Here is a 26,587-nt window from a genome sequence, read left to right on the forward strand (position 1 = left end):
GCGGGCCAGCGGATCCGGTGTGGAGCGAGCGCTGGCGGTGCGGCCGGTCGCGGATCCCGAGACGCCGCTTCTAGGAATTTCCCTACGCAGTTTCGTGGACGTTTCCGATGGTTGCCTGGGTGTTCGAGGCCTAGACTGAGGCGATAGCGACACTATTGGATGGCGTGTTCTGCTGGGGAGGGCAGGCGCGCGCGATACATCCCCAGCCGGGAGCTGTTCGAGTGCACATGAAAGGATTCCTGCCGGGCGCTCTCGCCTGCGCCCTGCTGGCTGCGGCCGGTGCTGCAGGCGCGCAGACGCTGGGCGCCGCCGCCAGAGCGAGCGCCGATGGATGGATCGGGCGCGAGGCATCGCAGCTGTTGATGCAGCTGCGCGTGGATGGCGGCCGGGTGCAGATCGAGGAAGACGATGCAACGCTGGAAACACGCTACACCTGGCGCACGGTCGTACCGGCCTACACCGAGCAGGTGAAGGTGGGCGGTGGCGAGTTCCTGTACATGGAACCGACCGGTACCAGCGGCGAGCGTCCGGTGTTCGCACCGATCATCGTCGAGGACGTGCACCATGCCGAGCAACACCGCTGCGACATCACCTACATCGCCGACCGTGATGGCGTGGTACGGCGCTGGCAGCACCGCGGGCCCCATTGCGATACCGATATCGTCGGCCCGGACGCGCGTCGCCCAGGCAGGTCAACCCCGACCGCTTCCCGCAACCAAGGACACTGACATGAGACAGCACACCCCCTTCCGTGTTGCCGGACTGCTGGCCCTGGCGATCGGCGCATCACTGTTGATGCCGACGGCCTGGGCCAAGCCTCGGCATGGGGTGGTCGAAGACATGCAGCCGATCGAGAATCGAGGCGAGGATACCTCCGAACGCACCAAGCGCGGCCGCAGCATCGGCGAGCGGCTGGGCAAGATCGGCGGTGTTCTGGCGGGTGTCGGCCTCAGCAGCGCCGGGCAGACCGAAGCAGGCTATGTGGTCACCAATGTCGCCGCCAACAGTGGCGACAAGATCGGTGGCTCCATCGGCGAGAAGATCGCCGGCGAAGGCCCCACCACCCGCTACATGGTGAAGGTGCGCCTGGACGAGGGCCGTGTGCTGTCAACCACGCAGTTGCGTGAACAGGTCGCAGGCCTGCAGGTCGGCAGCCGGGTCATCGTGGACGGCACCGGTGACGATGCCCGCATCGTGGCCGAGTAAGGCCAGGCGCGCCTTGCGCGGATGACGTCCTGCAGCGGGGCGGCCGGCAGTCCTACAATCGGCCCATGCCGACCTCGCCGACCCTCGATGATCTGCGCCGCTACGCCGTAGCCCGCACGCTGTTCACGCCCACCACGTTGCTGACAGCGATCCGTCGCCTGGGCTTCGTGCAGGCCGACCCCATCCGCGCGCCCGCACGCGCCCAGGACCTGACCCTGCGGCACCGGGTGAAGGGCTACCGGGCCGGAGATCTGGAGCGCCGCTACAGCCGCCTGCCGATCGAGGAAGACTTCCTGGTCAACTACGGCTTCCTGCCGCGCGAACACCTGTCCCTGATGCATCCCCGGGTGTCCCGCAGGCCATGGGACGCGAGCACGCGGCGCAAGGCCGCCGACGTGCTGGCATTCGTTCAGGAGCGGGGTGCGGTGCATCCGCGCGAAGTCGACCAGGCGTTCGCGCATGGCCGGGTGACCAACTACTGGGGCGGCACCAGCAATGCCAGTACCCACCTGCTGGATGGCATGCACTATCGCGGCATGCTGCGCATCCATCGGCGTGACAGCGGTACCCGCATCTATGCTGTTGCGGCACATGCCCCGGCCGATGGCGGCAAGGCTGCACGCCTGCAGCGCGCCACGGCACTGCTCGACCTGGTGGTGCGAAAGTATGCGCCGCTGCCTTCGGCAAGCCTCACCTATCTGGCGCGGCTGCTGGGCTACGGCGCACCCCATCTGGCGGAGGAGATCCAGCAGGCACTGCGGTTGGCGCGCGAGCAGCTGGCGGGCTGCAGCATCGATGGAACCACCTGGTACTGGCCGACCGACGAGAACCCCCGTTCGCGGCGCTACCAGACCGATGGACAGGTGCGGCTGCTCGCGCCGTTCGATCCGGTGGCCTGGGATCGGCGACGGTTCGAACTGCTCTGGGGCTGGGTGTACCGGTTCGAGGCCTACACCCCGGCGGCCAAGCGTCGCTTCGGCTACTACGCGCTGCCGCTGTTGTGGCGCGACCAGGTGATCGGCTGGGCCAATGTCGCGGCGAAAGATGGGCAGCTGCAGCCCAGCTTCGGTTATGTCGACGGCAGCGCACCAAGGGACGTGGCATTCAGCAATGCGCTGGAGGACGAGCTGGAGCGGATGGCGAACTTCCTGCCAGGGACGGGCCCGGCAACGCCGTGAACCTGCGTGTGGCGTCCTCCACGCTGCCTGCATGCCGCCTCGCCAATACTGCGGGCCCGCCGCCCGGGTACTTCCGCAATGGCTCGCCGCAAGACACTGCGCATTGCCACGTTCAACGTCAATGGCATCGGCACGCGCTTGCCGCATCTGCTGTCCTGGTTGCAGCGTGAAGCGCCCGACGTGGTGGCACTGCAGGAGCTGAAGACGGTCGATGCCGCCTTTCCGGTCGACGCGCTGGAGCGGGCAGGGTATGGCGCACTGTGGCTGGGTGAGGCGCGCTGGAACGGGGTGGCGATACTGGCCCGCGATGCCATGCCGATCGAAAGCCGGCGCCGCCTGCCCGGCGAACCGGCCGATACGCAGAGCCGGTACCTGGAAGCTGCCGTGCATGGCGTTGTGGTAGCCGCGCTGTACCTGCCCAACGGCAATCCGCAGCCGGGGCCGAAGTTCGACTACAAGCTGCGATGGATGCAGCGGCTGATCCGCCATGCGCGCACCCTGATCGATCTTCCGCACCCGGCACTGCTGCTGGGGGATTTCAATGTCATTCCAGACGACGAGGATGTGTACGACCCGGCCTCGTGGCGGCGCGATGCGCTCATGCAGCCGGAGGTCCGCGATGCCTTCCAGCGGCTGCTGGCGCAGGGGTGGACCGACGCCCTGCGCACGGTGCATGGTGAGCAGCGCATCTACACCTTCTGGGACTATTTCCGCCAGCACGCCGAGCGCGATCGCGGCCTGCGCATCGATCATCTGCTGCTGAACCCGGTACTGGCCAAAGGGCTTCAGGATGCGGGTGTCGATCGTTGGGTGCGGCTGCAGGAAAAGGCCAGCGATCATGCGCCTGCGTGGGTCACCGTTACCCGCTAGTCGGCGCTGCCCTGCGGACGCATCTCGCGACGTACCCGGGCCCGGGTGCGATAGAGCCGACTGTCGGCCTTGTGGATGGTGTCGGCTACGGGTTCGCCGGGGACGTTGACGGCCGCGCCCATCGAAAACGCAGTGGGAGCACGCGCGGCGTTGCCCGCATACCAGGCTTCCAGCGCAGCCAGCCGTCCGGCTGCCGGTTCGATCAGCGCCACCAGGAACTCGTCGCCGCCCAACCGCACTGCCGCCTCGTCGGCCTGCAGCGGCGCGCGCAGGAAGTCGGCGAACTCGACCAGCACCGTGTCGCCGCGACGGTGCCCCAGGGTGTCGTTGACCTGCTTGAAGTGATCCAGGTCGAACACCAGGCAGGCCCACGACCGTGAGGCGACGTCGTCGAGCCGATGCAGGTACCGGCGGTTGTGGCACCGGGTCAGCGGATCCTTCAGCGACAGTTCGCGCAGGCGCTCTTCCTGCAGGCGCAGCGCGGTCACGTCCTGGGCGTGGCCGAGCACGAACGGAGGATGGCTCTCGGTGTCGAGCACGTTGTTGTAGGCCCAGTAGCGGCGGCTGCCATCGGCGGCGAGCAGTTCGATCACGCCTGCGTCGGTATGGTTGGCTTCGATGCGCCGCAGGTAGGCCTTGAACGCCTCGCGCTTTTCCGGTGGCATCAGGTCGCACAGGCTGCGGCCAACCATCTCGCTTTCCGGGTAGCCCAGCGACTGCACGGCTGCCGGATTCACCGATGTCACGGTGCCGTCCAGCGTGTGCGTGCAGATCAGGCCCAGGCTGTAGTGGAAGAGACGGCGATAACGCACCTCGCTGGCTTCCAGCGCATCCACCACCGCGCGTTCTTCGGTGATGTCCTGGATTGCGCCGACCAGCCGTGGCTGGCCCTCCACCTGTTGCCGGGTACCAAGCACGCGCGTCCAGATGCTGCGGCCATCGGCGGTGGTCATCGGCAGCTGCACTTCCCACGGCGTGCCCTGTTCGGTGCAGCGCTGCACCGCCGCCTGGATGATGCTGCGGCTGTCCGGACGATAGAACGACAGGGCCGATTCGAATGTCGGCTGGTAGCTGGAACGCACGCCGTGGATCTGCTTGGTCTCGCGCGTCCAGCGCACTTCGCGGGTGGCCAGCTCCAGCTCCCAGCCGCCAACCTTGGCGGCAGTGTTGGTGCGTTCGAGGAAGTCCTCGCTGCGCTTGAGATCGCGATGCAGCGCCTGTGCCTGCTCGATCTGCCGTAACAGCGCACTGCGCTGCTCCAGCACCTGGGTGGTGACGCGGCCAAGATGGACCATCAGCTCACGTTGCGACGGTGACAGCACGCCAGGCAGGGTGTCGAGCAGACACAGCGTGCCGATGCGCGCGCCATGGGCAGTGGCCAGAGGGATGCCGGCATAGTGGCGCACCCTGGGCCCGGCAGTGACCAACGGGTTGTGGGCGAAGCGCGGATCCTGTCGTGCATCGGGAATCTCCAGCAGCGCGTCCTGTTCGATGGCGTAGGTACAGAACGAGATGGAGCGCGGCGTTTCGCTGACATCGCCCAGGCCGATGCTGGATTTGAACCATTGCCGTTGCTCGGCAACGATGGAGACCAGGCCGATGGGCATGCCGGTGGCGGCGCGCGCGGCGGCGACGATGGCATCGAACACCGGCTCGGGCGGCGTATCGAGCACGCCCAGCCGTTCGATTTCGCGAAGTCGGGTGGCCTCATCCATGGCTGTCCACGCTAGTACCCGGTCTGTTAGCGCGCTGCGTACGGCGGTGATGCCGTCGTGAGGCGCCTGCTCATGGCTGTTGCAGGGACGCCTGCAGGGCGCTGGCCAACGCGGCGTCACCGGAGACGAGGTCTTTCCAGCGCAGTTCCAGGCCCTTCCGCCGTCCCTTCTCGACCAGCTTCAGTCCGCTCGGGTCCAGGATCAGCGTATAGGCCTGGCCGGCGATGGTCAGTTCACGGCGCAGCGGTTTGTCGAGAGGTGTCATCCGGGGCTCCTTCGCGTTGAGGCGCGGGCAGGGCGCACTGAAACGTGACGATGATCGCGAACATGCCAGCGCCAAGGAAAATCCACTGCCCGGGTGATGCCGATGCGTGGGCCTATCACCGGATCGTCGGGGGGCCGGGTGCCGTCATCGACGAGGGTGATGCCGTGGCTGGCGGTGACCAGATCGGCGCCATCAACGCGCCGGTCCAGGCCGAACGCCTGCGACAGTTTGCCCGGACCGCTGGCGAGGTCGTGATCGTGGCGGGCAGCTGGCCGCAGCGGGTACATCCGTTCCTGTCCGGCCACCGGCTCTGCCGCGCGCAGCAGTACCGCAACACCCTCGCCGACCTCGCCGCAGACCACATTGCTGCCCCAGTGCATGCCGTAGGTGAAATACACATACAGGTGCCCGGCCTCGCCAAACATGCTGGCGTTGCGTGCGGTCCTGCCGCGATAGGAATGCGCAGCCGGATCCTCACTGCCCGCGTAGGCTTCCACTTCGACGATACGCGCTGCACGGCCGTCGCTGCGCACCAGCAGCTTGTTGAGCAGGTCCGGTGCAACCACCGTCGACGGGCGCCGGTAGAAGGTGCGGGGTATCGGTATCCAGGTATCCGGCAGCCAATCCATCATGTTGCGGCAGTGCTCGCTTCCCAGGCCTGCTTCAGTGTGGCGTGCAGCGGGTGAAGCCGCCGCCATCGATTCACTCCGGGTCAGCCAGCGCCGCGCGCCGTCTGGCGAAGACTTCCGGCGTCTGCGGTTTCACGAAAAGCGCCACCAGTTCCGGGAACTCCTGCTTCACCGCACTCTCGATGCGGGTGATGCAGGCTTCGATCTGCGGGGTGGTGCGGTCGTCCTCGAATTCGGCGCTGAGCATGGCCACCACCTGTTCCGGGCCCATCTGCATGGTGGTCACGCCATTGGCACGGCGCAGGTCCGGATCGGTCACGGCCACCGCCATGATGCGTTGGGCAACGGCCGGGTGCGCAGGTTCACCCACCAGCAGGCCCTTGGTTTCCCGCGCCAGCAGGAATGCGGTCAGCGCCAGCACGCCGGCAATGCACAACGAGGCGACCCCATCCAGTACCGGCATTTCCAGCAGCTGCGCGGCCAGCAGCCCGACCAGGGCAAAGCCGAGACCGAGCAGGGCGGCACTGTCCTCCAGCAACACGGTGAAGGTGGAGGGGTCCTTGCTGCGGCGGAACGCCTCGAAATAGCCCAGCGTGCCCTTGCTGCGCCGGAACTCGCGCAGTGCAACCCACCAGGAGGCGCCTTCGAACAGGATGGAAATACCCAGCACGGTGTAGCTGATTGCGTGGTTGGTGGCCGGTTCCGGCTGGCGGATGTGCTGGATGCCCTCATAGGCCGACACCCCGGCGCCGGCGGCAAACACCAGCAGGGCGACAATGAAGCTCCAGAAGTACAGCTCGCGGCCGTAGCCGAACGGGTGCAGGGTGTCGGGAGCCTTTTCGGCACGGCGCAGACCGTACAGCAGCAACACCTCGTTGAGGGTATCGACCAGCGAATGCACGCCTTCGCTGAGCATCGCCGAGCTGCCGGACAGGCCGGCGGCGATGAACTTGGCAACGGCGATGGCGAGATTGCCGGCCAGCGCGGCGTAGATGACAAGGCGGGAGCCTGAGGGTGCGGCCATGTGCGGGGGCTGGCAGGTAGCGGGCGCTCCATCCTGCGCGGCGGAGCGTCCGCGCAGCGTGTATGCCAAGCGTCCGCGCAGCGCGGTCGGGCCAGTTCAACTGTCGCCGGCGCCCTCAGGCGGACGCAGGATCCAGCCAGCCGAGCGCGCGAGCGCGGCGCAGGTCCTCGGGGGTATCGATATCGCATTCCAGCCCGGCGCCGGAGCAGCGCGCAATGCCTTCGGTCTGCCGCATCCGCCGGCCAAATCCCCCGTCTGCAGGTTGCAGTCCTGTGCCGGCAAACCAGCTGCCCGGCACCACCGCCGGCACGCCGATGGTGTCGCCCAGTACCGTGGCCGCGCAGCCGGATGGTGCAGCGGCTGCCGCGCCCAGCAGCGCGCGCAGGTGCTCCACGCGCAGCGTCGGTTGATCGCAGATCATCACCAGCACCTTGGCGGCGCTGTGCACGTGGGTAGCGGCCAGCGACAGGCTGCCGCCGATGCCGAGCCCAGGGTAGGGATTGCGCAGCCGCTGTGCCGGCAGGCTGTGGAGTTCGTCTTCGAAGCGGGGGTGCTGGGGCAGTACCACCACCAGCGTGTCCGGCGATGTTTCCAGTGCCAACCGCACGCTGCGTCGCAACAGCGTCTCTCCGCCCGCGCGCAGCAGCTGCTTGGGCTGCCCCAGGCGCTGGCTGCACCCGGCCGCGAGCACCACGGCCGCATGTCCGCTCATGGCGTGGCCAGGGGCGTTCCGTGCCGCCATGCCTGCAGCTGTGCGGCGATGCTCAAGGCAATCGCTTCGGGACCACGTCCGCCCAGTGGCAGGCCGATCGGTGAGCGCAGGCGCGGTTCCAGCGCGCGGCGCGTGTGGACATCCAGTACGCTGAAAAGGTCGTCCTTGCGACGGCGTGGCCCCAACAGCCCGATGAAGGGTACGCGCGAGCCTGCCAGCCGTTCGAGCGCGTCACGGTCGAGCTCGAAACTGTGATGCATCACGAGTGCGGCATCGGCCACGCCGGCGGCAGCGGAAGAACAATACGAACCAGCGGCAAGGGGCAGGTGCTCGCGCCAACGGGGTCGCGGTTCTTCAACATGCGCGCACCAGCCCAGCTGGTCCAGCAGGGGTAGCAGAAGCGTGGCCTCCGGGCCTGCTCCGTGCACGTGCACGACAGGCGACCGGTGCCACTGCAGCCGCCAGCGGTGGCTGCCGTCCAAGGACTGCGGGGCGGCAGGTGGCACCGTGCGGGTGAAGGTGAAGCCGGCGCAGCGGGCGTCCAGCCGTCCGTCGGCCTGCAGTGTCAGGTGCAGCGTGTGCGGCCCTTGCAGCCACGCATCGAGAAGCTGTTCGATGCCGCCGAGCTGCGGCAACGGAAGCAGTGCCAGCCACTGGCGACCCCGGCATCCGGTGGCGTTGCCGGAGAACAGCGCAGCGTCGTCTCGGCTGTCGATCACCATCCATGCAATGCGCCCGGTATCCACCGCGTTGGCGGCCTGCCGCGCCAGCTCCGGTTCCAGGCAGCCGCCGCTCAGCCAGCCCACCTGTCGACCCGGTTCGAACAGCGCACAGGTGCCCGCGCGGCTGTAGCTGGACCCTTCCGTCTGCAGCACCACTGCCAATGCAGCCGCACGGCCGGTACGCGCCGCGTCGGCGGCAGCCTGCAGCACCGGGCGCGGGTTGCCGCCATCCAGATCCAACGGGGCAGGGTGGAGCGCACTGGTCATGCGATGTCCGGCAGGCCGGCGAGCAGCTTGTCCAGGGTCAGTGGATAGTCGCGCACGCGGATTCCGGTGGCGTTGTACACCGCGTTGGCCACTGCCGCGCTTACGCCGCACAGGCCCAGCTCGCCAACGCCCTTGGCCTTCATCGGCGACGACACCGCATCGCTTTCATCGAGGAACACCACCTCCTGGTGCGGCACGTCGGCATGTACGGGTACTTCGTAGCCGGCCAGGTCATGATTGACGAAGAACCCCAGCCGCCGATCCACCACCAGTTCCTCCGACAGCGCTGCGCCGATGCCCATCGTCATCGCGCCGATCACCTGGCTGCGCGCGGTCTTCGGGTTGAGGATGCGGCCGGCTGCGCACACGGCCAGCATGCGGCGGATCCGGCTTTCGCCCGAGGCCACATCCACGCCCACCTCGACGAAATGCGCGGCGAAGGTGGACTGCTGGTACTTCTCCTGCAGCGTGTCGAACTCGATGCTGTCTTCGGCCACCAGCTCGCCTGCCTGAGCGGCATCGGCAAGGGCGCGGCTGTGGCCTCCGGCGGTCACCTTGCCGGCGTCGAACTGCGCTGCCGCCGGATCCATTCCCAGCGCCTGTGCCACCTTCGTACGCAGTGCCATGCATGCGGCGTAGACGCCCGCGGTGGAGCTGTTGGCACCCCACTGGCCACCGGAGCCGGCAGCCACGGGATAACGGGAATCGCCCAGCTTGACTGTGACCTGCTGCAACGGAACCCCGAGCATTTCCGCGGCGGTCTGGCCGATGATGGTGTAGCTGCCGGTGCCGATGTCGGTCATATCGGTTTCCACGGTGACCTGGCCATCAGCGGCCAGGCGGACGCGTGCGCCGGATTTCATCACCAGGTTGTTGCGGAAGCCTGCCGCCACGCCCATGCCGACCAGCCAGCGTCCATCGCGCACTGCCCGCGGGGTGGCGCTGCGCCGCTGCCAGCCGAACCGTTCGGCGCCCGTGCGCAGGCACTGCACCAGCTGCCGCTGTGAAAAGGGGCGCTCGGGATTGGACGGGTCGACCTGGGTGTCGTTGCGGATACGGAATTCGATCGGATCCAGGCCGAGCTTGATGGCCATTTCGTCCATGGCGATTTCCAGCGCCATCAGTCCCGGCGTTTCGCCCGGCGCGCGCATGGCATTGCCTTCGGGCAGGTCGAGGGTGGCAAGGCGCAACGCGGCCAAGCGGTTGGGCCCCGCATACAGCAAGCGGGTCTGCTGCACCGCTTCCTCCGGCGAGCCCCCTGGCAGGTTGCCCGACCATGATTGGTGACCGATGGCGGTCAGGCTTCCTTCCGGTGTTGCGCCCAGCCGGATGCGCTGCAGCGTGGCCGGGCGGTGCGTGGTGTTGTTGGCGATCAGCGGCCGCTGCAGGGCCACTTTCACCGGCCGCTTGGCAGCGCGTGCGGCGAGCGCGGCCAGCAGCGCATCGGAGCGCAGGAACAGCTTTCCGCCAAAGCCGCCGCCGATGTAGGGCGACACCAGCCGTACCTTGTCCTTGGCAATGCCCAGGGTGCGGGCCAGATCGGTGCGGCCCCAGTCGATCATCTGGTTGGAGGTCCACACCGTCAGCTGGTCGCCTTCCCAGGCGGCCATCGTCGCGTGCGGCTCCATCATTGCGTGCGACTGGTCCGGGGTGTGGTAGGTCGCGTCGAGCGTAACCGCCGCCTGGCTGAAGGCCTTCTCGAAATCGCCGACGCGCGCATCGGGCTCCGGTGTCTGCAGGGAAGCGCCTGCCTGCTTGGCGTCGGCCAGATCGAAGTGGCCGCGCTGCGGGGCATAGCGGATGCGGATCTGTCCGGCCGCAGCGCGGGCCTGTTCGAACGTTTCGGCCACCACCACCGCCAGCGCCTGGTGATAGTGGTGCACCTTCGGACCACCCAGCAGCGGCGCGGCGTTGCGCTTGACCGGATGCAGCGGCCCGGCGGTGTCGGCGGTGACGATGGCCAGAACGCCGGGCGAGCGCCGCGCCGCCTCCAGCTCCATGCGGGTCACGGTGCCGGTGGCAATCCCCGCGCCGACCACCACGCCATAGGCGGGGGCGGAAGGCGTGGCGTCATGCCATTCGTGTGCGTAGGTGGCCTTGCCGGTGACCTTCAACGGGCCGTCGATGCGATCGTGCGGCTTGCCGACGACGGTCTGCGCATCGATCGGATTGCGGCCTGCGGGGGTGTCGAATTTCATGCCTCGGCCCTCACGTCCTGCAGGATGGAAGCCAATGTGCGTTCGGCCAGCGCCAGTTTGAAGGCGTTCTGCGCGGTGGGCACAGCACCCTGCAGCAGCACCGACATCACGGCGGCGGCGCCCTGTGGCAGGGCCGCATCGGCCGCAGCGCTGTGCCACGGCTTGTGCGCGACACCGCCAAGGGCGATGCGGCCGCTGCCGTCGGGCCGCAGGATCGCCGCCACCGACACCAGGGCGAACGCATACGATGCGCGGTCGCGCACCTTCCGGTACACGTGCACGCCACCCGGGGGCGGCGGCAGGATGACAGCGGCGATCAGCTCGCCCTTGTCCAGCACGGTGTCGATATGCGGCGTACGGCCAGGAGCGCGATACAGGGCGTCCAGCACGATGTTCCGGCGCGATCCGTCGGCGCGGACGGTCTCCACCGATGCATCCAGCGCCATCATCGCCACCGCCATGTCGCTGGGATGGGTGGCGATGCAGTGCTCGCTGGCACCGATCACGGCCAATTGCCGGCTGAAACCTTCGCGCGCGCCGCAGCCACTGCCGGGCAGCCGCTTGTTGCAGGGCTGTGCGGTGTCGTAGAAATAGGGGCAGCGGGTGCGTTGCAGCAGGTTGCCGGCGGTGGTGGCCTTGTTGCGCAGTTGACCCGATGCGCCGGACACCAGTGCGCGGGTCAGCACCGCATAGTCGCGCCGGATGCGCCGGTCGGCCGCCAGATCGGTATTGCGTACCAGCGCCCCGACGCGCAGACCCCCCTCGCGGGTTGGCTCGATGGTGTCCAGGTCCAGCCCGTTGACGTCGATCAGGTGGGCGGGCGTCTCGATCTCCAGTTTCATCAGGTCCAGCAGGTTGGTGCCGCCGGCAATGAACCGAGCGCCCTGGGTACGCGCCGCTGCCGCTGCCGCCTCGGCGGGAGAGTGGGCGCGCTCGTAGCTGAAAGCTCTCATGCGCTGGCCTCCCCGACGTCCTGGATGGCCTCGATGATGTTGGAATAGGCACCGCACCGGCAGATGTTGCCGCTCATGCGTTCGCGCAGTTCTTCGGCAGTGAGGGCGCTGGGCGCGTCCAACCCGGCGCTGACGTGGCTCGGTATGCCGGCTTTGATTTCCTGCAGCACGGCGACGGCCGAGCAGATCTGCCCCGGGGTGCAGTAGCCGCACTGGAAACCGTCATGCTTGACGAAGGCTGCCTGCATCGGGTGCAGTCGGTCTGGCGTGCCGAGGCCTTCGATGGTGGTGATCTTCGCGCCCTGGTGCATCACCGCCAGGGTCAGGCAGGCATTGATGCGCCTGCCGTCCACCAGCACGGTGCAGGCACCGCACTGGCCGTGGTCGCAGCCCTTCTTGCTGCCGGTCAGGTGCAGGTGCTCACGCAGGGCGTCGAGCAGGGTGACGCGGGTGTCCAGCCGCAGCGATCGCGCTGTTCCGTTGACTTCGAAGTCCACCTGCATCAGTTCCGGTGCCCGTGCACCGGTCCGGTCCGGCTCCGCCGCAGCGACCACGGCAGGCAGGGCCATGGTGGTGGCCGATCCCGCGCTCAACTTCAGCAGCTCCCGGCGCGAAAGGGGAAGGTGTGACGGTGGGCTCATCGTGGCTCCTCGCTGGCTGCGGCAGGCTGGCTGGCGGTTTCAATGCCCGGACAGCATGGCGGTGCCGCGGTAGGCACGCGGTGAAGCATGACCCGGTCGCGCATTCATCCGCTGCCGGCTGCGGCGCAACCTGCGTGGTGGCCTTCAGCGATCGCCGGCCAGCGCGATCCTTACCCGCGAGGCCAGTTCGCCGATGGTGAACGGCTTGCCGATCAGGTGAACCTGCGCATCCAGTACGTTGTTGTCCACCAGTGCGTTGCGGCTGTTGCCGGTGGCGAACAGCACCTTCAGCTGCGGATGGCGCGCGCGTGCCTGCTCGGCCAGCTGCCGTCCATTGACCTCGGGCATCACCACGTCGGTAAACAACAGCGCGACCTCTGGATGGGCCTGCAGCAGCGCCAAGGCGCTGGCGGCGCCATCTGCGGCCAGTACCCGATAGCCGAGTTCAGTGAGGGCGTCGACCGAGAACGCGCGGACGGCCGCATCATCGTCCACGACAAGAATGTGCTCGCGCCCACCGTGCAGGGGCAGCGCACCGTCATCCGATGCGGCAGCGGGCATGTCGACGTCGGCCAGCAGCCGCGGCAGGTAGACCTGTACCCGCGTGCCTTTGCCGGGCGCGGAATCGAGTTTCACATGCCCGGCCGATTGCTGGACGAAGCCATACACCTGCGACAGCCCGAGCCCGGTGCCCTGGCCGACCTGCTTGGTGGTGAAGAACGGATCGAACGCGCGCGCCATCACCTCCGGCGTCATCCCGTTGCCGTCGTCGGTGACCGCGATCACGACGTAGTCGCCTGCAGGTACACCCGCATGCGTAGATGCGGTGTCGAGGTCGACGCGCTGGTTGCGGGTCTCGATCGTCAATCGGCCGCCGGAGGGCATCGCATCGCGCGCGTTGACCGCCAGGTTCAGGACCACGTTCTCCAGCTGGTTGGCGTCGGCATGGGTCCACCACAGGCCCGCGCCGAGTGCGGTTTCAAGGATGATGCTGCTGCCAAGGGAATGCACCAGCAGGTCGGTCATGCCGGCCACCAGGCGGTTGGCATCCATCGCCACCGGCTGCAGCGGTTGCTGGCGCGAGAACGCAAGCAGGCGCTGGGTCAGCTGAGCGGCGCGCTGCGCGCCATCAAGGGCCATTTCAATATACCGGCTGGCGCGCGCGTCGCTGTCGCCCAGGCGCAGCGCCAGCAGGTCGAGCGGCCCGATCACCGTCGCCAGCATGTTGTTGAAGTCGTGGGCGATACCACCGGTCAGCTGGCCGACCGCCTCCATCTTGCGGCTCTGGCGAAGCGCCTCTTCCACCCGCAGGCGCTCGGCGACTTCGGCCCGCACACGTGCCTCCAGCTGCCCGTTCAGCTCCTGCAGGCGCGCATCGGCCGCCTTCCGCGCGGTGATGTCGATGGCCACGCCCAGCACGCGCACGCACCTGCCGAACTCGAAGATGCCGCGGCCCTTGGCGGCGACCCAGCGGACGATGCCATCCTCCTTGCCGACGGTGCGGTACTCCACGTCATAGGTCTCGCGCCGCTCCGGATCGCAGGCGGCGGCGAACGCGGCCAGGGTTGCCGCGCGGTCGTCCGGGTGCAGTCCGGCACGGAAGTCGTCCATGGTCACCGGCGCACCGGCGGAGATGCCGAACATGGCCTTGGTGCGCGCCGGCCAGATCAGCACGTCCTGCACCATGTCCACGTCCCAGAACCCTTGCTCGCCTGCTTCGGTGGCCAGCCGCAGGCGCTCTTCGCTCTCGGCCAGCGCCGCTTCGGCGGCCTTCCGCCCGGAGAGATCCAGCATGGCCCCGATCATCCGCAGCGGGGTGCCATCGGCGTCGCGCAGGACCGTTCCGCGATCCAGCACCGACGCATAACTGCCATCCGCGCGCTGGAAACGGTACTCGTCCGTCCAGCCGCTGCCGTTCCCGTCGATCACAGCGTGGATGCCGTGATCGATGCGCGCGCGGTCATCGGGGTGGATGTGCTGCAGCCACCATTGCGCGGTCGTGTTCTTCTCCGTGTGGCCGAACAGGCTGGCCAGCGCTTCGTTCCAGATCACCTGGCCATCGGCGATGCGCCAATCCCAGATGGCATCGTTGGTGGCCTGTGCGGCCAGCCGGTAGCGCTCTTCGATATCGCGACGCTCGGCTTCGGCGGCCTTGCGGTCGGTGATGTCCAGCGACGTACCGACCAGGCCGATCACGGCGCCATCGGCGTCGCGCAGCGGCGATTTGGTCGACAGCCACCAGGCCCGGCGACCATCGGGGAAGCTCACTTCCTCCTCCAGCTGCTCGCTGTTGCCGCTGGACATGATGCGCTCGTCGGTCGCCATCACCGACGCCGCCTGCGCGGGGTCGCCCAACAGCTCGGCATCGGTGCGCCCGATATATTCCCCCGGCGGCAGGCCAATCAGCTCGGTGGTGCCGTGGTTGCCGATCAGCAGCCGGCCTTGCCGGTCCTTGGCATACATCACGCCCGGTGCCGCCTCCACGAACGAGCGCAGCAGCGCCTGTGCCTGGTCGCGCTCGGCCTCGACGCGCAGGCGTTCATCGATGTCGATCAGCACACCCGGGAAACCCAGCGCACGGCCCTGGCCATCCAGATCGACCCTGCCGATGCTCTCCAGCCAGTGGTAGCTGCCATCGGTGGCGCGCGCGCGGTACTGGTGGGCAAAGCGCCCGCCCGTCTGCACGGTCTGCTCAATCGCCGCCGACAGCGCAGGCAGGTCTTCGGGATGCACGGCGCCCAGCACGTCCTGCAGGTGCAGCTTCCGCTGTGCCATGGCCGGGTCCAGGCCGAAGGCGCGGGCCAAGGCCTCATCGACCGTGAGCTGGTCGGCCTGGACGTCCCAGAACCAGGTGCCGACGATGGCCCCGGCGGCCAGCGCCATGTTGACGCTGTCGGTGGCCCGGCTGTCGCGGGTGGCAAATGAGGGCAGGGACGTCACGTTGATCTCGAGCGGGAGGATGGGTGCGGCGCCAGCGTGGCGGGATCAGCGCGGGCGAAGGGGCGCAAGTCTAGGCAGCGGCGCGTCACGGCTGCGTGGTGCCGGTTCCCGACGGGAGCAGGCTACACTGCGGCTCCCATCCCGGCAGGGAACATCGATGTCCGCAGCAGAACCCGGCGAGGCCTTTCGCCAGAGCGCGCTGCATGAGTGCGCCGCGATCGCTGCGGCGTTGTCGTCGGCATCCGACCCGCACCCGGCCATCCATTCCGCGCGCAAGGCCATCCGCCGATTGCGGTCCCTGTTGGCGCTGCTGCAGCATGCAGCGCTGGACGTCGAGACTGCCGACCTGGGATTGAAACGCCTGGGTGATGGCCTGTCCCGCCTTCGTGATGCGCATGTGGTGGTCGAGGTCGCCCGGCAACTGCAGGAGCGGGATGCCGATCGACGGTGGAACGGGGTCATCCGGATGCTGGTGCTGCGTCGTGACGGACTGCTGCAGGCGACCCTGCAGCGTGACCCGGGGTTCGCCCGCCGCCTGCGTGTGCTGGCAGCGGTGCAGCAGCAGTTGGCGGTCCAACCCTGGCATCAGCTGCGGCGTGGCTCGCTGCGCCGGAATCTCGAGCGTAGCTGGCGCCGCGTGGACAAGGCCGCCGCACGGGCGAAACGCGACGGCGGTGCCGCGGCGGTCCACCGCTGGCGACGACGCGTGCGCAGGCTGCGCATGCAACTGGATATCGCCTGCGACCTGCAGCTGCACGTGCACAGCAGGTCGCTGCATGCCTCGGGGCATCGTTACAAGGCGCTGCATCGGCTCAGCGACGAGCTTGGCCGGCAGCAGGACCTGCGGCTGCTGCGCAACCTGGTGCGGGCGATGCCTGCCAGTGACGACAAGCGCTCAGTGATGCAGCAGATCAACGGAGAGGTGGCGCCGGACTGAATCCATGGGCATCGGGACCTACGGCCGCCTGACGTTCCGGTTTGCTTCCAGGGCTGGGATGGTCCCAGCCCCCGAAGCGCTGGCGGAGCGTTCAGTCGTCTCTGCTGCTCACCCGCGCCACCCGCTTTCGATACTCATACACGTTGTCGCCGCGGATCCGCTTTTCCTGCGTGCCCGAGATCGAATCGACCCGGCGATCCGAGCCGGTCACCGGCTTGGCATCGATCTCGGTCTCGTGCTCGAACGAATGCGATTTGTCGGTATTGCGGTAGAAGCGGTACAGCGCCCAGTACAGCGCAGTTGCGCCGGCCGGGCCTGCGGCCAACAACCAAAGACCACTGTCATCACTCATGTGCTGGCCACCAGGAAGGCAATTGCGAGGGCTTCGATGATCGTACCTGCGGTCAGCGTCGCCAGCAGCATCTTCCACTGCTGCACCGGCACGCTGCCCATCGTTTCACCGGTCCGGCCGTTCACCGCGATGTAGTGCAGCATGCCGCCGTTCCTGCCGGGCTGGTGGTACGAATACAGCCACACCGGCAGGTACATGGCCACCCAGCGGGTGCCGTGCACTTCCAGTTGCTCCTGTTCCCAGCGCACGCCACGGTCGTAACGGCGCACCGTGCCTTCCACCTGCGCGCGGGCGATCGACAGCAGCTGGTCTTCCAGGCGCGGCCGCAGCTTTTCGACGTCCAGGTTGCGCTTTTCCGAAGTGAACCCGGCCAGGTACGAGGCGTTCCACTTCACAGCGTTCTTGGTGTCGAACGGCAGAATGGTGTTGATGATGTTGTTGGTGTTGGCGCGCGTGTCCAGGTTGCCGCGCTCGGCAGAGGATTCCAGCGGCAGGTCGTCCACGGTGAAATCGACCTGGCGTTCCACCTGGTAGACATCCGCGTCGTAGTAGGTCTGCTTGTTCTTCTCGGTGCCACGGGTGTACTCGCGGGTCTTGATCTCACCCTTGCCAGCCACCGCTGCGCTGACATTGCCGTCGACGATCATGTAGGGCAGGTACACGCCCACCACGTTCTCCGGGGTGAACTGCTCCTTGAACGCCTTGAGCGCGAACATCCGGCGCTTGTCGACGAACTGGCGGATGCGCGCGACCGCATCCTCCTTCTTGATATGGAACGGCAGCACGGCATCGGGTACCGCACCGTTGGCGATCTGTTCGTTCACGCCGAACACATGCCGGCACCAGTGGCAGCGCGCCGTCATCGTGCTTTCGGTGTTGACCGTGACTTCGGCGCCGCACCCGGTGCACTTGAAGGTCATCAGTGCCGAGGTATCGGCATCGATATCGCGTGCGCCCGATGCGATGACCGTGCCACGCAGCTGGTCGATGGCTTCGCCCAGCCCGAATTCCTCCTCCACCCGCGCGCCATGCCATTGGTGACGGCAGTACAGGCAGACCAGGATGTCGGTGCCCAGCTTGGGCCGTATGTCGGTGGCGCCGCACTTGGGGCAGCGGTTGAGGCCGTCTTTCAGTTCGGCCGCAGCGGTGTCGATGGCGACCGGGTCGGGCGCCTCGACTTCGTTGCGGATGGCCTCGGGCAGCCTGGAGGTATCCAGCGGGAAGCTGCCGGGCAGGGGAGGAACATCCTGCGGCGAACCGGGGCCGTCCAGCACCGCCGCCGGCAGGGGCGGGGGTGCTGAAGCGGAACCGGGCAGCGGCGGAGGCGTGTTTCTGGGATCGGACATGGTGGTTGCGCGTCCTGCGTCTTCTTACAGTCCCAGCGCCTTGGCCTTCAGCGCGTCGTAGTCGGTCTGGGTGATCAGGCCCAGGTCGAGCATTTCCTTGGCCTTCTTCAGCTTGGCCACCGGGTCGTCGGCGGCAGGGGCGGCCGGGGTTGCCGGCTGCTGCAGGTTGCCCGCGCCGAACATGCCCGATGCCATGCCCACGCCGACAAGCCCGGCGGCACCGCCGTTCTCACCGGCGGACTGGATGCCCTGGGCGACGCTGGCCTGCAGGTTGGAATTGCCACGCGAGCCGGACAGCGCATCGGCGCGCTGCACGGTCTTCAGCAGCTCGCGGGTGTTGGCGTCGTACTCGATCGAGACGATGGCGGTCTTGACGATGGCCAGGCCACGATCGGACTTCCAGTGGTAGCCCTGTTCGACGGCGGCCGACAGGCTCTGCGCAAAGCCCAGCGAATCCTGCTGCAGCCTGGTGATGCGGTTGCCCTTGCCCGGATCGTTGGTATACAGGCTGAACGCCGGCGCCAGCGAACCCACCACTTCATTGAACAGCTGGCTGGCAGCAGCATTGTCCAGGTCGGTGAAGTCGAACACCTGGCCCGGCCGCAGGTAGCTGGCCGGAACGAAGTTCTTCACGAACAGGATCGGGTCGACGATCTTCAGCGTGTACGAACCACGGGTGACCGCGCCGACCTGGGTGTTGAGGAAACCGTCGTCCCAGTAGATTTCCGACTGGGTGCCGAAGCGGTTGTCCGGCAGTTCCTTCAGCGATACGAAGAAGGCGGCCTGCTGCGAGCCCGGCTGGCCGCCGAACTTGAAGCGCTCCCAGCTCTGCTTGATGAAGGTGCTGACCAGGCCGTCGCCGGCGAAGATCGACTGCGAGTTCAGATCATCCGAGCGCCACTCGTAGCCACCCGGCTCGGCAACGAACGCTGTGATCGCGCCATCCTGCAACAGCAGCAGGCCGTAGCCCTCGGGCACGACGATCTTCGAGCCGTTGCTGATAATGTTGGAGGAGCCGCCGGTGTTCGAACCGCGCCCGGCATTGGTGCCCTGCGGCACCGCTGCGAACAGGGCTGCCGTGGACGGCAGGCCGGTCGGCACGGTGTAGAAGTCCTTCCACTGGTCGGCCAGCACACCGCCGACTGCACCCTTCACCGCTTGTACCAGACCCATGACCCACTCCCTGTAGTTGCCGGACAGGCACCACGCCTGTCGTGCTCGGCTGACTATAGAGGAGGCGGCCTACATGCGGCTAGCGACCGGGCCAATCCCCATTCATCTGGTGGTCGCCCGGCCCTTTCCAGTGGTGGGGTGCAGGAACGCGGCGGCGTTCGTGCGGACGCGGTCACGGATGATCACCCTCCAATGCGGAACATCGCTTCGCGCAGGCTCAGCGCACCGACTGCGGCACCTTTCGCAGCTTGCCGGTGTCATAGCCCATTGCCTTGATGCGGGCGACCGCCTGCTGGTAGTCCGCCTCGCTCACCTGCGGCGTACGCGCCATGTACCACACGTAGTCACGCTTGCTGCGGGCCACGATGGTCTGGGTGTAGCCCTCATCCAGCCAGGCAATGAGGTACTCGGCCTGGATGGGCCAGATGAACTGCATGCCCCAGACCGCACCGTTTCCGTGCTTTTCCACACGACCTACCGGGTGCATCGACTTCTGTGGCGACTGGAAGCTGCCCTTGCGATAGGTGAAGGTGGTCTGGATGCGGCCATCCGGCCGTAGCGCATAGCTTTCCACCGCGTCGAAGGCCTCCCGCTCGGGCCGGGACGGGATATGGGCGATGACGTACCAGTCGCCCATGAAGCGCGGCACGTCCACCTTTGGTGGCAGCGGGATGGGGCGGGTGTCGTGGCTGCTGCAGCCAGCGCCGAACAGGGCAACGGCCAGCAGCGGGAACAGCGATGCGATACGCATGGGGGCGGTCTCCTTCAGCGCGGGCGGAACAGGTAGTGGGCGACCAACCATTGCTGGCCGTCGTCGTAGCCGAACAATTCGGCACAGGCCATCCAGAACATGCGCCAGCGCTGCCACCAGATGCGTGCGGCTGCTTCGTTGCCATAGGTCTGTGCCAGCACCGGCAGCAGCTGTTCACGGGCGGCATCCTGGTTGGCCAGCCAATGGTTGGCCGTGCGCTGGTAGTGCGTGCCGTCCAGCAGCCAGCGCTGGTCCAGCACCAGGTCGCGCTGGAAGTGCAGCAGCGTGTCCGCTGCCGGCATCAGGCCGCCGGTGAAGAAGTGCCGGCCCATCCAGTTGTCGTCGCCCTCGGTCTCGAACGGATACATCAGCGTGCGATGGGCGAAAATGTGCACGAACAGCGCACCGTCCGGCTTCAGCCAACGGGCAATGCGGCCCAGCAGGCGGTCGTAGTTGCGGACATGCTCGAACATCTCCACCGACACGCAGCGATCAAACGCAGCGGCAGGCAGGTCCAGCTGGTTGACGTCCCGGGTGAGTACCTCGACGTTGCCGAACCCGCGCGCCTCGCACTGCGCCAGGATATGGCTGCGCTGGCTGTGCGAGTTGGACACCGCGGTGATGCGCGCGTTCGGGTAGCGCTCGGCCATCCACAGCGTCAGCGAGCCCCAGCCGCAGCCCAGCTCAAGAATGTCCTGGCCGTCGGCCAATCCGGCGCGCTGCCCGTACAGCTCCAGCATCGCATCCTCGGCCTGGTCCAGCGTCTCGCGGCCGGTGCGGTAGTAGCAGCTGCTGTACTTCAGGCGATGCCCCAGGCAGCCCTGGAAGAAGGCGGCAGGCACCTCGTAATGCTGGCGGTTGGCCGCATCCACGTGCAGTGCCAGTGGGCTGCCAGCGAGCTCGGCGATACGGCGGCTGAAGCGCTGCGCCTGCTCCTCCATGCTGCCGCTCGACTCCTCGGCCAGGCGTTGCGCACACAGGCGGCGGATGCCCGCGCGCAGCGCCGCATCGGGCAGCCAGCCACGCTCGGCCCAACCGGTGAGGCCGGCTTCCGTATCGGCAACCGGAGCAAGGGACGGGGTGCTGTTCATCGGGATCACTCCTTGGGGCTGCGCGGAAACCAGGGGAAGAACATCGGGGTACTGCGCTGGTAGTCGCGATAGTCATCGCCTCGACTGCGCAGCGCCTGTTTCTCGGTGAAGGGAACGCCACTGAGGTAGCGAAGGAACACGTACATCAGCACCGGCCCGGACCAGGCCAGCCACCACAAGGGTGAGCCGGCTGCCAGCAGTACATAGGTGAACCAGTGCAGCCACTCGAAGAAGTAATTGGGATGGCGCGTGTACCGCCACAGTCCTTGGCGGCAGGTCCGGCCCCTGTTCGCCGGGTCGGCACGGAAGCGTGCCAGCTGACGGTCGGCCAGTGCTTCGCCGCCCACGCTGAGCAGCCACACGACCACCGCCGCTGCGATCCAGCCAGGCATGTCACTGTGGGGATTGCCGGCCACGGCCGTGAACGGCAGCGCAAACAGCACCACCAACAGCGCCTGCGCCATGAAGAAGCCGAAGATCCTGCCCTGGTGGCCGTGCCAGTGGTCGCGCAGATAGCGGTAGCGACCGTCTTCTTCCTCGCTGCGGACGCGGCGCCACAGATGCAGGGCGAGACGACTTCCCCACAGGCCACCCAGTACCGCCAGTGCGATGCGTGGCTGCAGCGCGCCATCGCCCAGCCATGCAAGCAGCAGCGCGCCTGCCGCCACGCCCTTTGCCCACAACACATCGACGACGCCGATGTTGCGGTGCCTGCGCTGCCAGGTCCAACCCCAGGCCATGATCAGCACGGCGTACAGCAGTACCCACCACAGAATGCTCATCAGGCGGCTCCGATCAATGGGGTGTCACGATTGCTGGGCGTTCCGCGACGGGCGACGGCGCACAGCAGCGACAGTGCCACGCACCAGCCCAGCGCCAGAGTTGCCACGCCCAGCCAGGCCGGGGCGGTGAAATGTACGGCCTGGAAACCCCGCGCCGCGGACAGATACGCCAGCGGCGCCAGCAGGCCCAGGGCCACCGGCAGCATCCAGTGCCGCTGCAGGAACGCCATCGAGGCCGTCAGCGTCATCGCAAAGGCCGCCCACAGCGCGAAAATCCACGGTGGCGGCACCCATCCAAGCGGTGCGGCGGCGTACTGCACAGCACCGCTGGCTGCAGCGCTGCCATCCACCAGCCAGGCACACCCCAGCGCGAGCAACAGCAGGCGCAGCTCCAGGCGTGGTCGCGTCGAGGCAAGCAACTGGCTGCCGACATAGAGTGTGGCCGACAGCAGGGCCGGCCATTGCCAGCCGCGGCCGGCTCCGGCAACGGCGCACAGCCATACCAGCTGGTTGCCGATTATGTTGATCCAGGTGCGGCGCATGTCAGCCGGCCCGTTGGCCATGGACGTCCGTCTCGGGACGGTAGCCCGGCCGTGCCAGCAGCAGATGGGACACGCCGATCGAGCGCTCGAGGAAGCCGCCCTCGCAGTAGGCCAGATAGAACTCCCACAGCCTGCAGAAGCGGTCATCGAAACCCTGCGCACGTACCGCCGGCAACTGCGTCAGGAAGCGCTGCCGCCAGGCGCGCAGGGTGAGTGCATAGGAGTGGCCGAAATCCTGCTGGGCGATCAGCTGCAGGTCGCAGGCCCGGGTCTTGGCGGCCAGGATGGCGTTGATCGAGGGAATGAAACTGCCGGGGAACACGAAGCGCTTGATGTAGTCCACGCTGCGACGCGCCTGCTCGTAGCGCTGGTCCTCGATGGTGATGGCCTGCAGCAGGGCCACGCCATCGGGCTTCAGCAGCCGCTGCAGGGTCGCCATGTAGGTGTCCAGATACTCGGCACCGATGGCCTCGATCATCTCGATCGACACCAGCTTGTCGAACTGGCCCTGCAGATCACGGTAGTCCTGCATCAGCAGGGTCACGCGCTCCTGCAGGCCCGCCTCGGCCACACGCTGGGCGGCAAGCGCGTGCTGTTCGGCGGAGATGGTGGTGGTGGTCACATGGCAGCCGTAGTGCTGGGCGGCATGCAGGGCGAACCCGCCCCAGCCGGTACCGATCTCGACGACGCGATCACCGGGTTGCAGCTGCAGCTGCTGGCAGATGCGGTCCAGCTTGCGGCGCGAGGCGGTTTCCAGCGAGTCGCCGGCATCGCTGAACACCGCCGAGGAGTACATCAGGTCCGGCGACAGGAACAGCGCGAAGAAGTCATTGCCCAGATCGTAGTGGGCGGCGATGTTGCGGCGACTGCCTTCGCGGCTGTTGCGCCGCAGGCGGTTCCAGCCGCGCAGCAGCCAGCCACCGATCCGCGCCGGCCCGCGTTCCATGCCGTCCAGCAGGTCGCGGTTGCGTACCAGCAGCCGCACCAGGGCCACCAGGTCATCGCAGCGCCAATCGCCGTGGATGTAGCTTTCGCCTGCGCCGACGCTGCCCTGCGCGGCCACCTTGCGGTAGAACGCCATATCGCTGATGGTCACCGTGGCCTGCAGTGCGCCGGCACGATCACCGAGGATGACCTCGCCCAAGGGGTCGCGTACCCGCAGCCCGCCTTCGCGCAGCGGCGCCAGTACCGCCAGCAGCCTCCGCCGCAGGAAGACGTCCACCGCGCCGGGTCGGGGCAGGGCAACGGAAGGATTCAGCTCGTTCATCGCGGTTTCTCGGCAAGAGCGGGGTGGTCATGAACAGGATTGCGCTTCAGCCACAGGCGCAGTGCCTGCCAGTGGATGGCGGCTACCACCTGCACGGTCATCAACGGGTAGAACGCCAGTACCCGGGCCAGGCCGCGGCCATCAAGCGGGCGTCGCTGCATGGCCTGGGTGGCATCGAATTGTCGGACACCGTCGCGCCAGACCTGCATATGAACGCGCAGGTCATCGCCGGGCGCGGTGAAGCGCCAGTCGTACCGGCAATCCATCGGCAAGAAGGGGGAAACATGGAACGCTTTGTCGAACTGCCAGCGCAGGGCGCGCCCCTGGGGCTGGGCGCGCTCAACAGGCAGCACATAGGCATGCCGTTCCTTCCACGGTGTGTTGGTGATGTCGGCGACGATGCAGTCCAGGGTGCTGCCATCGGCCCGATAGCAGTAATAGAAGCTGACCGGATTGAACACGTGGCCACCGAAGCGCAGGTGGGCCAGCAGCCGCACCGGACCGTCCGGGCGCCGCCCCAGCACGGTCGCGGCGTGGTCACGCACGGCGTCTGCAAGTGATGTCTTGGGATCGCCGAGATAGTCACTGCGGCGGAACTCTGCCAGGTTGCGGCGCCCGAACGACCACAGCCAGCGCCCGGCGAAGACCTGGTCCAACTCGTCCAGATCCAGCAGCAGTTGCGCGATGGGGTAGCGGAAGGCATGCGGATGCGGATGGTGCCGGCGGTGCACCACCTGCCCGAAGTAGAGGGCGCTGGCGCTCATGCCGCCACCTCCACCTGCAGCGGAGGCGGCGCGCCGGCGTCGCGCATCTGCAGTGCATCCACAACGCGGCGGGCACTGCGGATTCCATCTTCATGGAAGCCCCAGCCCCAGTACGCACCCGCAAACCAGGTATGCCGCCGGCCCTGCAGTTCGGCCCAGCGCCGCTGCGCGTCCACCGCAGCCGGATCATGCACCGGATGCGCGTAGTGCAGTCGGCGCAGCACCTTGGCCGGGTCGATGGCCTCGCCGCGGTTGAGGGTCACCACCAGCGGCGTATCACCGGGCAGCCCCTGCAACAGGTTCATGCAGTAGCTGACCGTGCAGGGTGCGGTGGGGTCGCGCGGTACATGCGCGTTCCAGGCCGCCCATGCCTTGCGGTTGGCGGGCAGCAGGGAGGCGTCGGTGTGCAGTACGGCCTCGTTGGGCTGGTAGCGGATCGCGCCGAGCACCGCATGCTCGATCGGATCGGCGTCGGCCAGCAGGGCAAGGGCCTGGTCGCTATGGCAGGCCAGGATCACTTCATCGAAGCCTTCAATGCCGGTTGCGGTGTGTACGCGTGCGCCCCAGGGCATGCGCTCGACCGCATGCACCGGGCATTCCAGCCGCTCGTGCACCCGCCAGCGCGCACGCAGCGCGTCCACGTAGCGCGCCGAGCCACCCTTGACCACGCGCCAGGGTGCGCGCCCGGTCATCTGCAGCATCTGGTGGTTGGCCATGAACTGCACCAGGTAACGGGCCGGGAAGTCCAGCACCTGCGCGGTCGGCGAGGACCACAGCGCCGAGGCCATCGGCAGCAGATGTTCCTGCACGAACGCTTCGCCATAGCGCTGGCTGTGCAGGTACTGGCCCAGCGTGGGGCCCTGTTCCTCGCCCAGCAGCAGCGGCGCGTCGCGATAGAAGCGCCGCAGGTCGGCCAGCATTCCCCAGAACCGCGGTGAAAGCAGGTTGCGGCGCTGGCAGAACAGGCCATCGAGCGATGTGGCGTTGTACTCCACGCCGCTGCGCTCGCTGTGCATCGAGAAACTCATCGTGGTGGGCTGCGAGGCCACGCCAAGCTCGTCGAACAACGCCGACAGCAGCGGGTAATGGTGCGGATTGAAGACGATGAACCCGGTGTCGACCGCCATCGTGCGGCCGTCCACCGTCACCTCGTGGGTGTGGGTGTGGCCGCCCAGGTAGTCGTTGGCCTCGAACAGGGTGACGTCATGCTCGCCGTCCAGCCACCACGCGCTGGCCAGACCTGCGATGCCGGAACCGATGACCGCGATACGCATGTCAGTGCCTCGCCCTGGCCAGTACCCAGGCCGGGATCGGCTTGAGGCCCTTCACCAAGCCCAGCGCAGCCATTGCGCGCAGGCCATACCAGCTGATGTCGATCTCCCACCAGCGGAAGCCCTGGCGGGCGGTGCCGGGGAAGAAGTGATGGTTGTTGTGCCAGCCTTCGCCGAAGGTCAGCAGCGCCAGCCAGAGGTTGTTGCGGCTGTCATCGCGGGTCTCGAAGCGGCGCCGGCCGAAACGGTGCGCCAGCGAATTGATGGTGACCGTGGCGTGGAACAGCACCACGGTGGAGATGAAGAAGCCCCAGACCAGCAGCTGCGGGCCGGAGGTATGCAGGCCCGGTGCCACACGCTCGAGCACCGCACCCACACCATACAGCGCAGCAGCCAGCAACACCGGAACCACGGTGTCGAACCGGTCCAGCCAGCGCAGCTCGGGGTAGCGGGCCAGATCGGGAACGCGCTGCAGATCGGTGGCAAAGGCGCTACGGGTGAGGAACCAACCCATATGGCTGCGCCAGAACCCGCCCTGGCGCGGGGAATGCGGGTCCTGCGGTTGATCGGCGTGGCGGTGGTGGTGGCGGTGGTGCGCTGCCCACCAGAGCGGGCCACGCTGCACGCTGGCGGCGCCGATGACCGCGAACACGAACTGCACGGTGCGCGATGCCTCGAACGTCCGGTGCGAGAAGTAGCGGTGATAGAACGCGGTGATGGCGAACATCCTGATCGCGTACAGGAACACGGCGACGGCAACCGCTGTCCAGGACACGCCCACCCAGATCACCCCGAGGCAGGCCACGTGCAGCAGCGCGAAGGGCAGGGCCCGCAGCCAGTCGATGCGATCACCCTGGCTGCCGTCGATCGCCGCTTCGCTTCCGGCATCGGTGTCGAACCAGCGCTGGAAGGTGCGCAACAGGCGCGAACGTCTGCGGAGTGGAGGCGCTGCGGATGCCATGGACGGAAGCCCGAGGGAGTCGATTGCCTA

Annotated in this window: 26 protein-coding genes; 5 read left to right on the forward strand and 21 right to left on the reverse strand. The window is 67.6% G+C overall.

What is annotated here, in order from left to right:
* Positions 1 to 227 precede the first annotated feature (227 nt).
* From K5K93_RS01710 to xth, 4 genes are all read left to right on the forward strand, one after another.
* Positions 228 to 728 (forward strand): hypothetical protein, encoded by a 501-nt coding sequence (locus K5K93_RS01710; RefSeq protein WP_025874446.1) that lies wholly within the window; start codon positions 228 to 230, stop codon positions 726 to 728.
* 1 nt (position 729) lies between these two features.
* Positions 730 to 1,206, forward strand: coding sequence for a hypothetical protein (locus K5K93_RS01715; RefSeq protein ID WP_051501603.1), 477 nt, complete (start codon positions 730 to 732; stop codon positions 1,204 to 1,206).
* Between the two features lie 65 nt (positions 1,207 to 1,271).
* Positions 1,272 to 2,384 (forward strand): crosslink repair DNA glycosylase YcaQ family protein, encoded by a 1,113-nt coding sequence (locus K5K93_RS01720; protein WP_222389430.1) that lies wholly within the window; start codon positions 1,272 to 1,274, stop codon positions 2,382 to 2,384.
* A 78-nt stretch (positions 2,385 to 2,462) separates the two neighbouring features.
* Complete coding sequence (gene xth, locus K5K93_RS01725; protein WP_222389431.1) at positions 2,463 to 3,254, forward strand: exodeoxyribonuclease III; 792 nt, start codon at positions 2,463 to 2,465, stop codon at positions 3,252 to 3,254.
* Here the strand turns inward: xth and K5K93_RS01730 are convergent.
* From K5K93_RS01730 to K5K93_RS01775, 10 genes are all read right to left on the reverse strand, one after another.
* Entirely contained in the window at positions 3,251 to 4,969 is a 1,719-nt protein-coding gene (locus tag K5K93_RS01730; protein ID WP_222389432.1) for a PAS domain S-box protein, read from the reverse strand. The genes xth and K5K93_RS01730 overlap by 4 nt on opposite strands.
* 70 nt (positions 4,970 to 5,039) lie before the next feature.
* Positions 5,040 to 5,234: a hypothetical protein gene (locus tag K5K93_RS01735; RefSeq protein ID WP_222389435.1), complete on the reverse strand. Its 195-nt coding sequence runs from the start codon at positions 5,232 to 5,234 to the stop codon at positions 5,040 to 5,042.
* Positions 5,231 to 5,866 carry a DNA-3-methyladenine glycosylase gene (locus K5K93_RS01740; protein WP_222390927.1) on the reverse strand — a complete coding sequence of 212 codons (636 nt, stop codon included), beginning with the start codon at positions 5,864 to 5,866 and terminating at the stop codon, positions 5,231 to 5,233. The genes K5K93_RS01735 and K5K93_RS01740 overlap by 4 nt, the downstream gene beginning before the upstream one ends.
* A gap of 70 nt (positions 5,867 to 5,936) precedes the next feature.
* Positions 5,937 to 6,887, reverse strand: coding sequence for a cation diffusion facilitator family transporter (locus tag K5K93_RS01745; protein WP_222389436.1), 951 nt, complete (start codon positions 6,885 to 6,887; stop codon positions 5,937 to 5,939).
* A gap of 115 nt (positions 6,888 to 7,002) precedes the next feature.
* The gene (locus K5K93_RS01750; protein ID WP_222389438.1) at positions 7,003 to 7,599 is read right to left on the reverse strand and encodes an NTP transferase domain-containing protein; all 597 of its coding nucleotides are present in this window, start codon (positions 7,597 to 7,599) and stop codon (positions 7,003 to 7,005) included.
* Positions 7,596 to 8,588 carry an XdhC/CoxI family protein gene (locus K5K93_RS01755; protein ID WP_222389440.1) on the reverse strand — a complete coding sequence of 331 codons (993 nt, stop codon included), beginning with the start codon at positions 8,586 to 8,588 and terminating at the stop codon, positions 7,596 to 7,598. The genes K5K93_RS01750 and K5K93_RS01755 overlap by 4 nt, the downstream gene beginning before the upstream one ends.
* On the reverse strand, positions 8,585 to 10,786 hold the full coding sequence (gene paoC, locus K5K93_RS01760; RefSeq protein ID WP_222389444.1) for an aldehyde oxidoreductase molybdenum-binding subunit PaoC: 2,202 nt from the start codon (positions 10,784 to 10,786) through the stop codon (positions 8,585 to 8,587). Before paoC ends, K5K93_RS01755 begins: the two co-directional genes overlap by 4 nt.
* The gene (locus K5K93_RS01765) at positions 10,783 to 11,739 is read right to left on the reverse strand and encodes a xanthine dehydrogenase family protein subunit M (protein WP_222389446.1); all 957 of its coding nucleotides are present in this window, start codon (positions 11,737 to 11,739) and stop codon (positions 10,783 to 10,785) included. Before K5K93_RS01765 ends, paoC begins: the two co-directional genes overlap by 4 nt.
* Positions 11,736 to 12,380, reverse strand: coding sequence for an aldehyde dehydrogenase iron-sulfur subunit PaoA (gene paoA, locus K5K93_RS01770; protein WP_222389447.1), 645 nt, complete (start codon positions 12,378 to 12,380; stop codon positions 11,736 to 11,738). Before paoA ends, K5K93_RS01765 begins: the two co-directional genes overlap by 4 nt.
* A 144-nt stretch (positions 12,381 to 12,524) precedes the next feature.
* Complete coding sequence (locus K5K93_RS01775; protein ID WP_261311901.1) at positions 12,525 to 15,320, reverse strand: PAS domain-containing protein; 2,796 nt, start codon at positions 15,318 to 15,320, stop codon at positions 12,525 to 12,527.
* Between the two features lie 157 nt (positions 15,321 to 15,477).
* On the opposite strand from K5K93_RS01775, the gene K5K93_RS01780 reads away from it, so the two are divergent.
* The gene (locus tag K5K93_RS01780) at positions 15,478 to 16,257 is read left to right on the forward strand and encodes a CHAD domain-containing protein (protein ID WP_222389449.1); all 780 of its coding nucleotides are present in this window, start codon (positions 15,478 to 15,480) and stop codon (positions 16,255 to 16,257) included.
* 91 nt (positions 16,258 to 16,348) lie between these two features.
* Here the strand turns inward: K5K93_RS01780 and K5K93_RS01785 are convergent, their stop codons facing one another.
* From K5K93_RS01785 to K5K93_RS01835, 11 genes are all read right to left on the reverse strand, one after another.
* Positions 16,349 to 16,609, reverse strand: a complete 261-nt coding sequence (locus tag K5K93_RS01785) for a hypothetical protein (protein ID WP_093818408.1) — start codon at positions 16,607 to 16,609, stop codon at positions 16,349 to 16,351.
* The gene (locus K5K93_RS01790) at positions 16,606 to 17,955 is read right to left on the reverse strand and encodes a TFIIB-type zinc ribbon-containing protein (RefSeq protein WP_222389451.1); all 1,350 of its coding nucleotides are present in this window, start codon (positions 17,953 to 17,955) and stop codon (positions 16,606 to 16,608) included. The genes K5K93_RS01785 and K5K93_RS01790 overlap by 4 nt, the downstream gene beginning before the upstream one ends.
* Before the next feature lie 24 nt (positions 17,956 to 17,979).
* Positions 17,980 to 19,128, reverse strand: coding sequence for an SPFH domain-containing protein (locus K5K93_RS01795; RefSeq protein WP_222389454.1), 1,149 nt, complete (start codon positions 19,126 to 19,128; stop codon positions 17,980 to 17,982).
* Between the two features lie 217 nt (positions 19,129 to 19,345).
* Positions 19,346 to 19,879 carry a lipocalin family protein gene (locus K5K93_RS01800; RefSeq protein ID WP_093818405.1) on the reverse strand — a complete coding sequence of 178 codons (534 nt, stop codon included), beginning with the start codon at positions 19,877 to 19,879 and terminating at the stop codon, positions 19,346 to 19,348.
* 14 nt (positions 19,880 to 19,893) lie between these two features.
* Positions 19,894 to 20,970, reverse strand: coding sequence for a class I SAM-dependent methyltransferase (locus tag K5K93_RS01805; RefSeq protein WP_222389457.1), 1,077 nt, complete (start codon positions 20,968 to 20,970; stop codon positions 19,894 to 19,896).
* A gap of 5 nt (positions 20,971 to 20,975) precedes the next feature.
* Positions 20,976 to 21,752 carry a DUF1295 domain-containing protein gene (locus K5K93_RS01810; RefSeq protein ID WP_222389459.1) on the reverse strand — a complete coding sequence of 259 codons (777 nt, stop codon included), beginning with the start codon at positions 21,750 to 21,752 and terminating at the stop codon, positions 20,976 to 20,978.
* On the reverse strand, positions 21,752 to 22,294 hold the full coding sequence (locus K5K93_RS01815; RefSeq protein ID WP_222389462.1) for a DUF2878 domain-containing protein: 543 nt from the start codon (positions 22,292 to 22,294) through the stop codon (positions 21,752 to 21,754). Before K5K93_RS01815 ends, K5K93_RS01810 begins: the two co-directional genes overlap by 1 nt.
* A gap of 1 nt (position 22,295) precedes the next feature.
* Positions 22,296 to 23,561: a cyclopropane-fatty-acyl-phospholipid synthase family protein gene (locus K5K93_RS01820; RefSeq protein ID WP_222389464.1), complete on the reverse strand. Its 1,266-nt coding sequence runs from the start codon at positions 23,559 to 23,561 to the stop codon at positions 22,296 to 22,298.
* The gene (locus K5K93_RS01825; RefSeq protein ID WP_222389466.1) at positions 23,558 to 24,325 is read right to left on the reverse strand and encodes a DUF1365 domain-containing protein; all 768 of its coding nucleotides are present in this window, start codon (positions 24,323 to 24,325) and stop codon (positions 23,558 to 23,560) included. The genes K5K93_RS01820 and K5K93_RS01825 overlap by 4 nt, the downstream gene beginning before the upstream one ends.
* Positions 24,322 to 25,599, reverse strand: coding sequence for an FAD-dependent oxidoreductase (locus tag K5K93_RS01830; RefSeq protein WP_222389469.1), 1,278 nt, complete (start codon positions 25,597 to 25,599; stop codon positions 24,322 to 24,324). Before K5K93_RS01830 ends, K5K93_RS01825 begins: the two co-directional genes overlap by 4 nt.
* A 1-nt stretch (position 25,600) precedes the next feature.
* Positions 25,601 to 26,557 carry an acyl-CoA desaturase gene (locus K5K93_RS01835; protein WP_222389471.1) on the reverse strand — a complete coding sequence of 319 codons (957 nt, stop codon included), beginning with the start codon at positions 26,555 to 26,557 and terminating at the stop codon, positions 25,601 to 25,603.
* Positions 26,558 to 26,587 lie beyond the last annotated feature (30 nt).

This window comes from Stenotrophomonas sp. DR822 (genome assembly GCF_019793815.1).
Taxonomy (GTDB): domain Bacteria; phylum Pseudomonadota; class Gammaproteobacteria; order Xanthomonadales; family Xanthomonadaceae; genus Stenotrophomonas; species Stenotrophomonas indicatrix.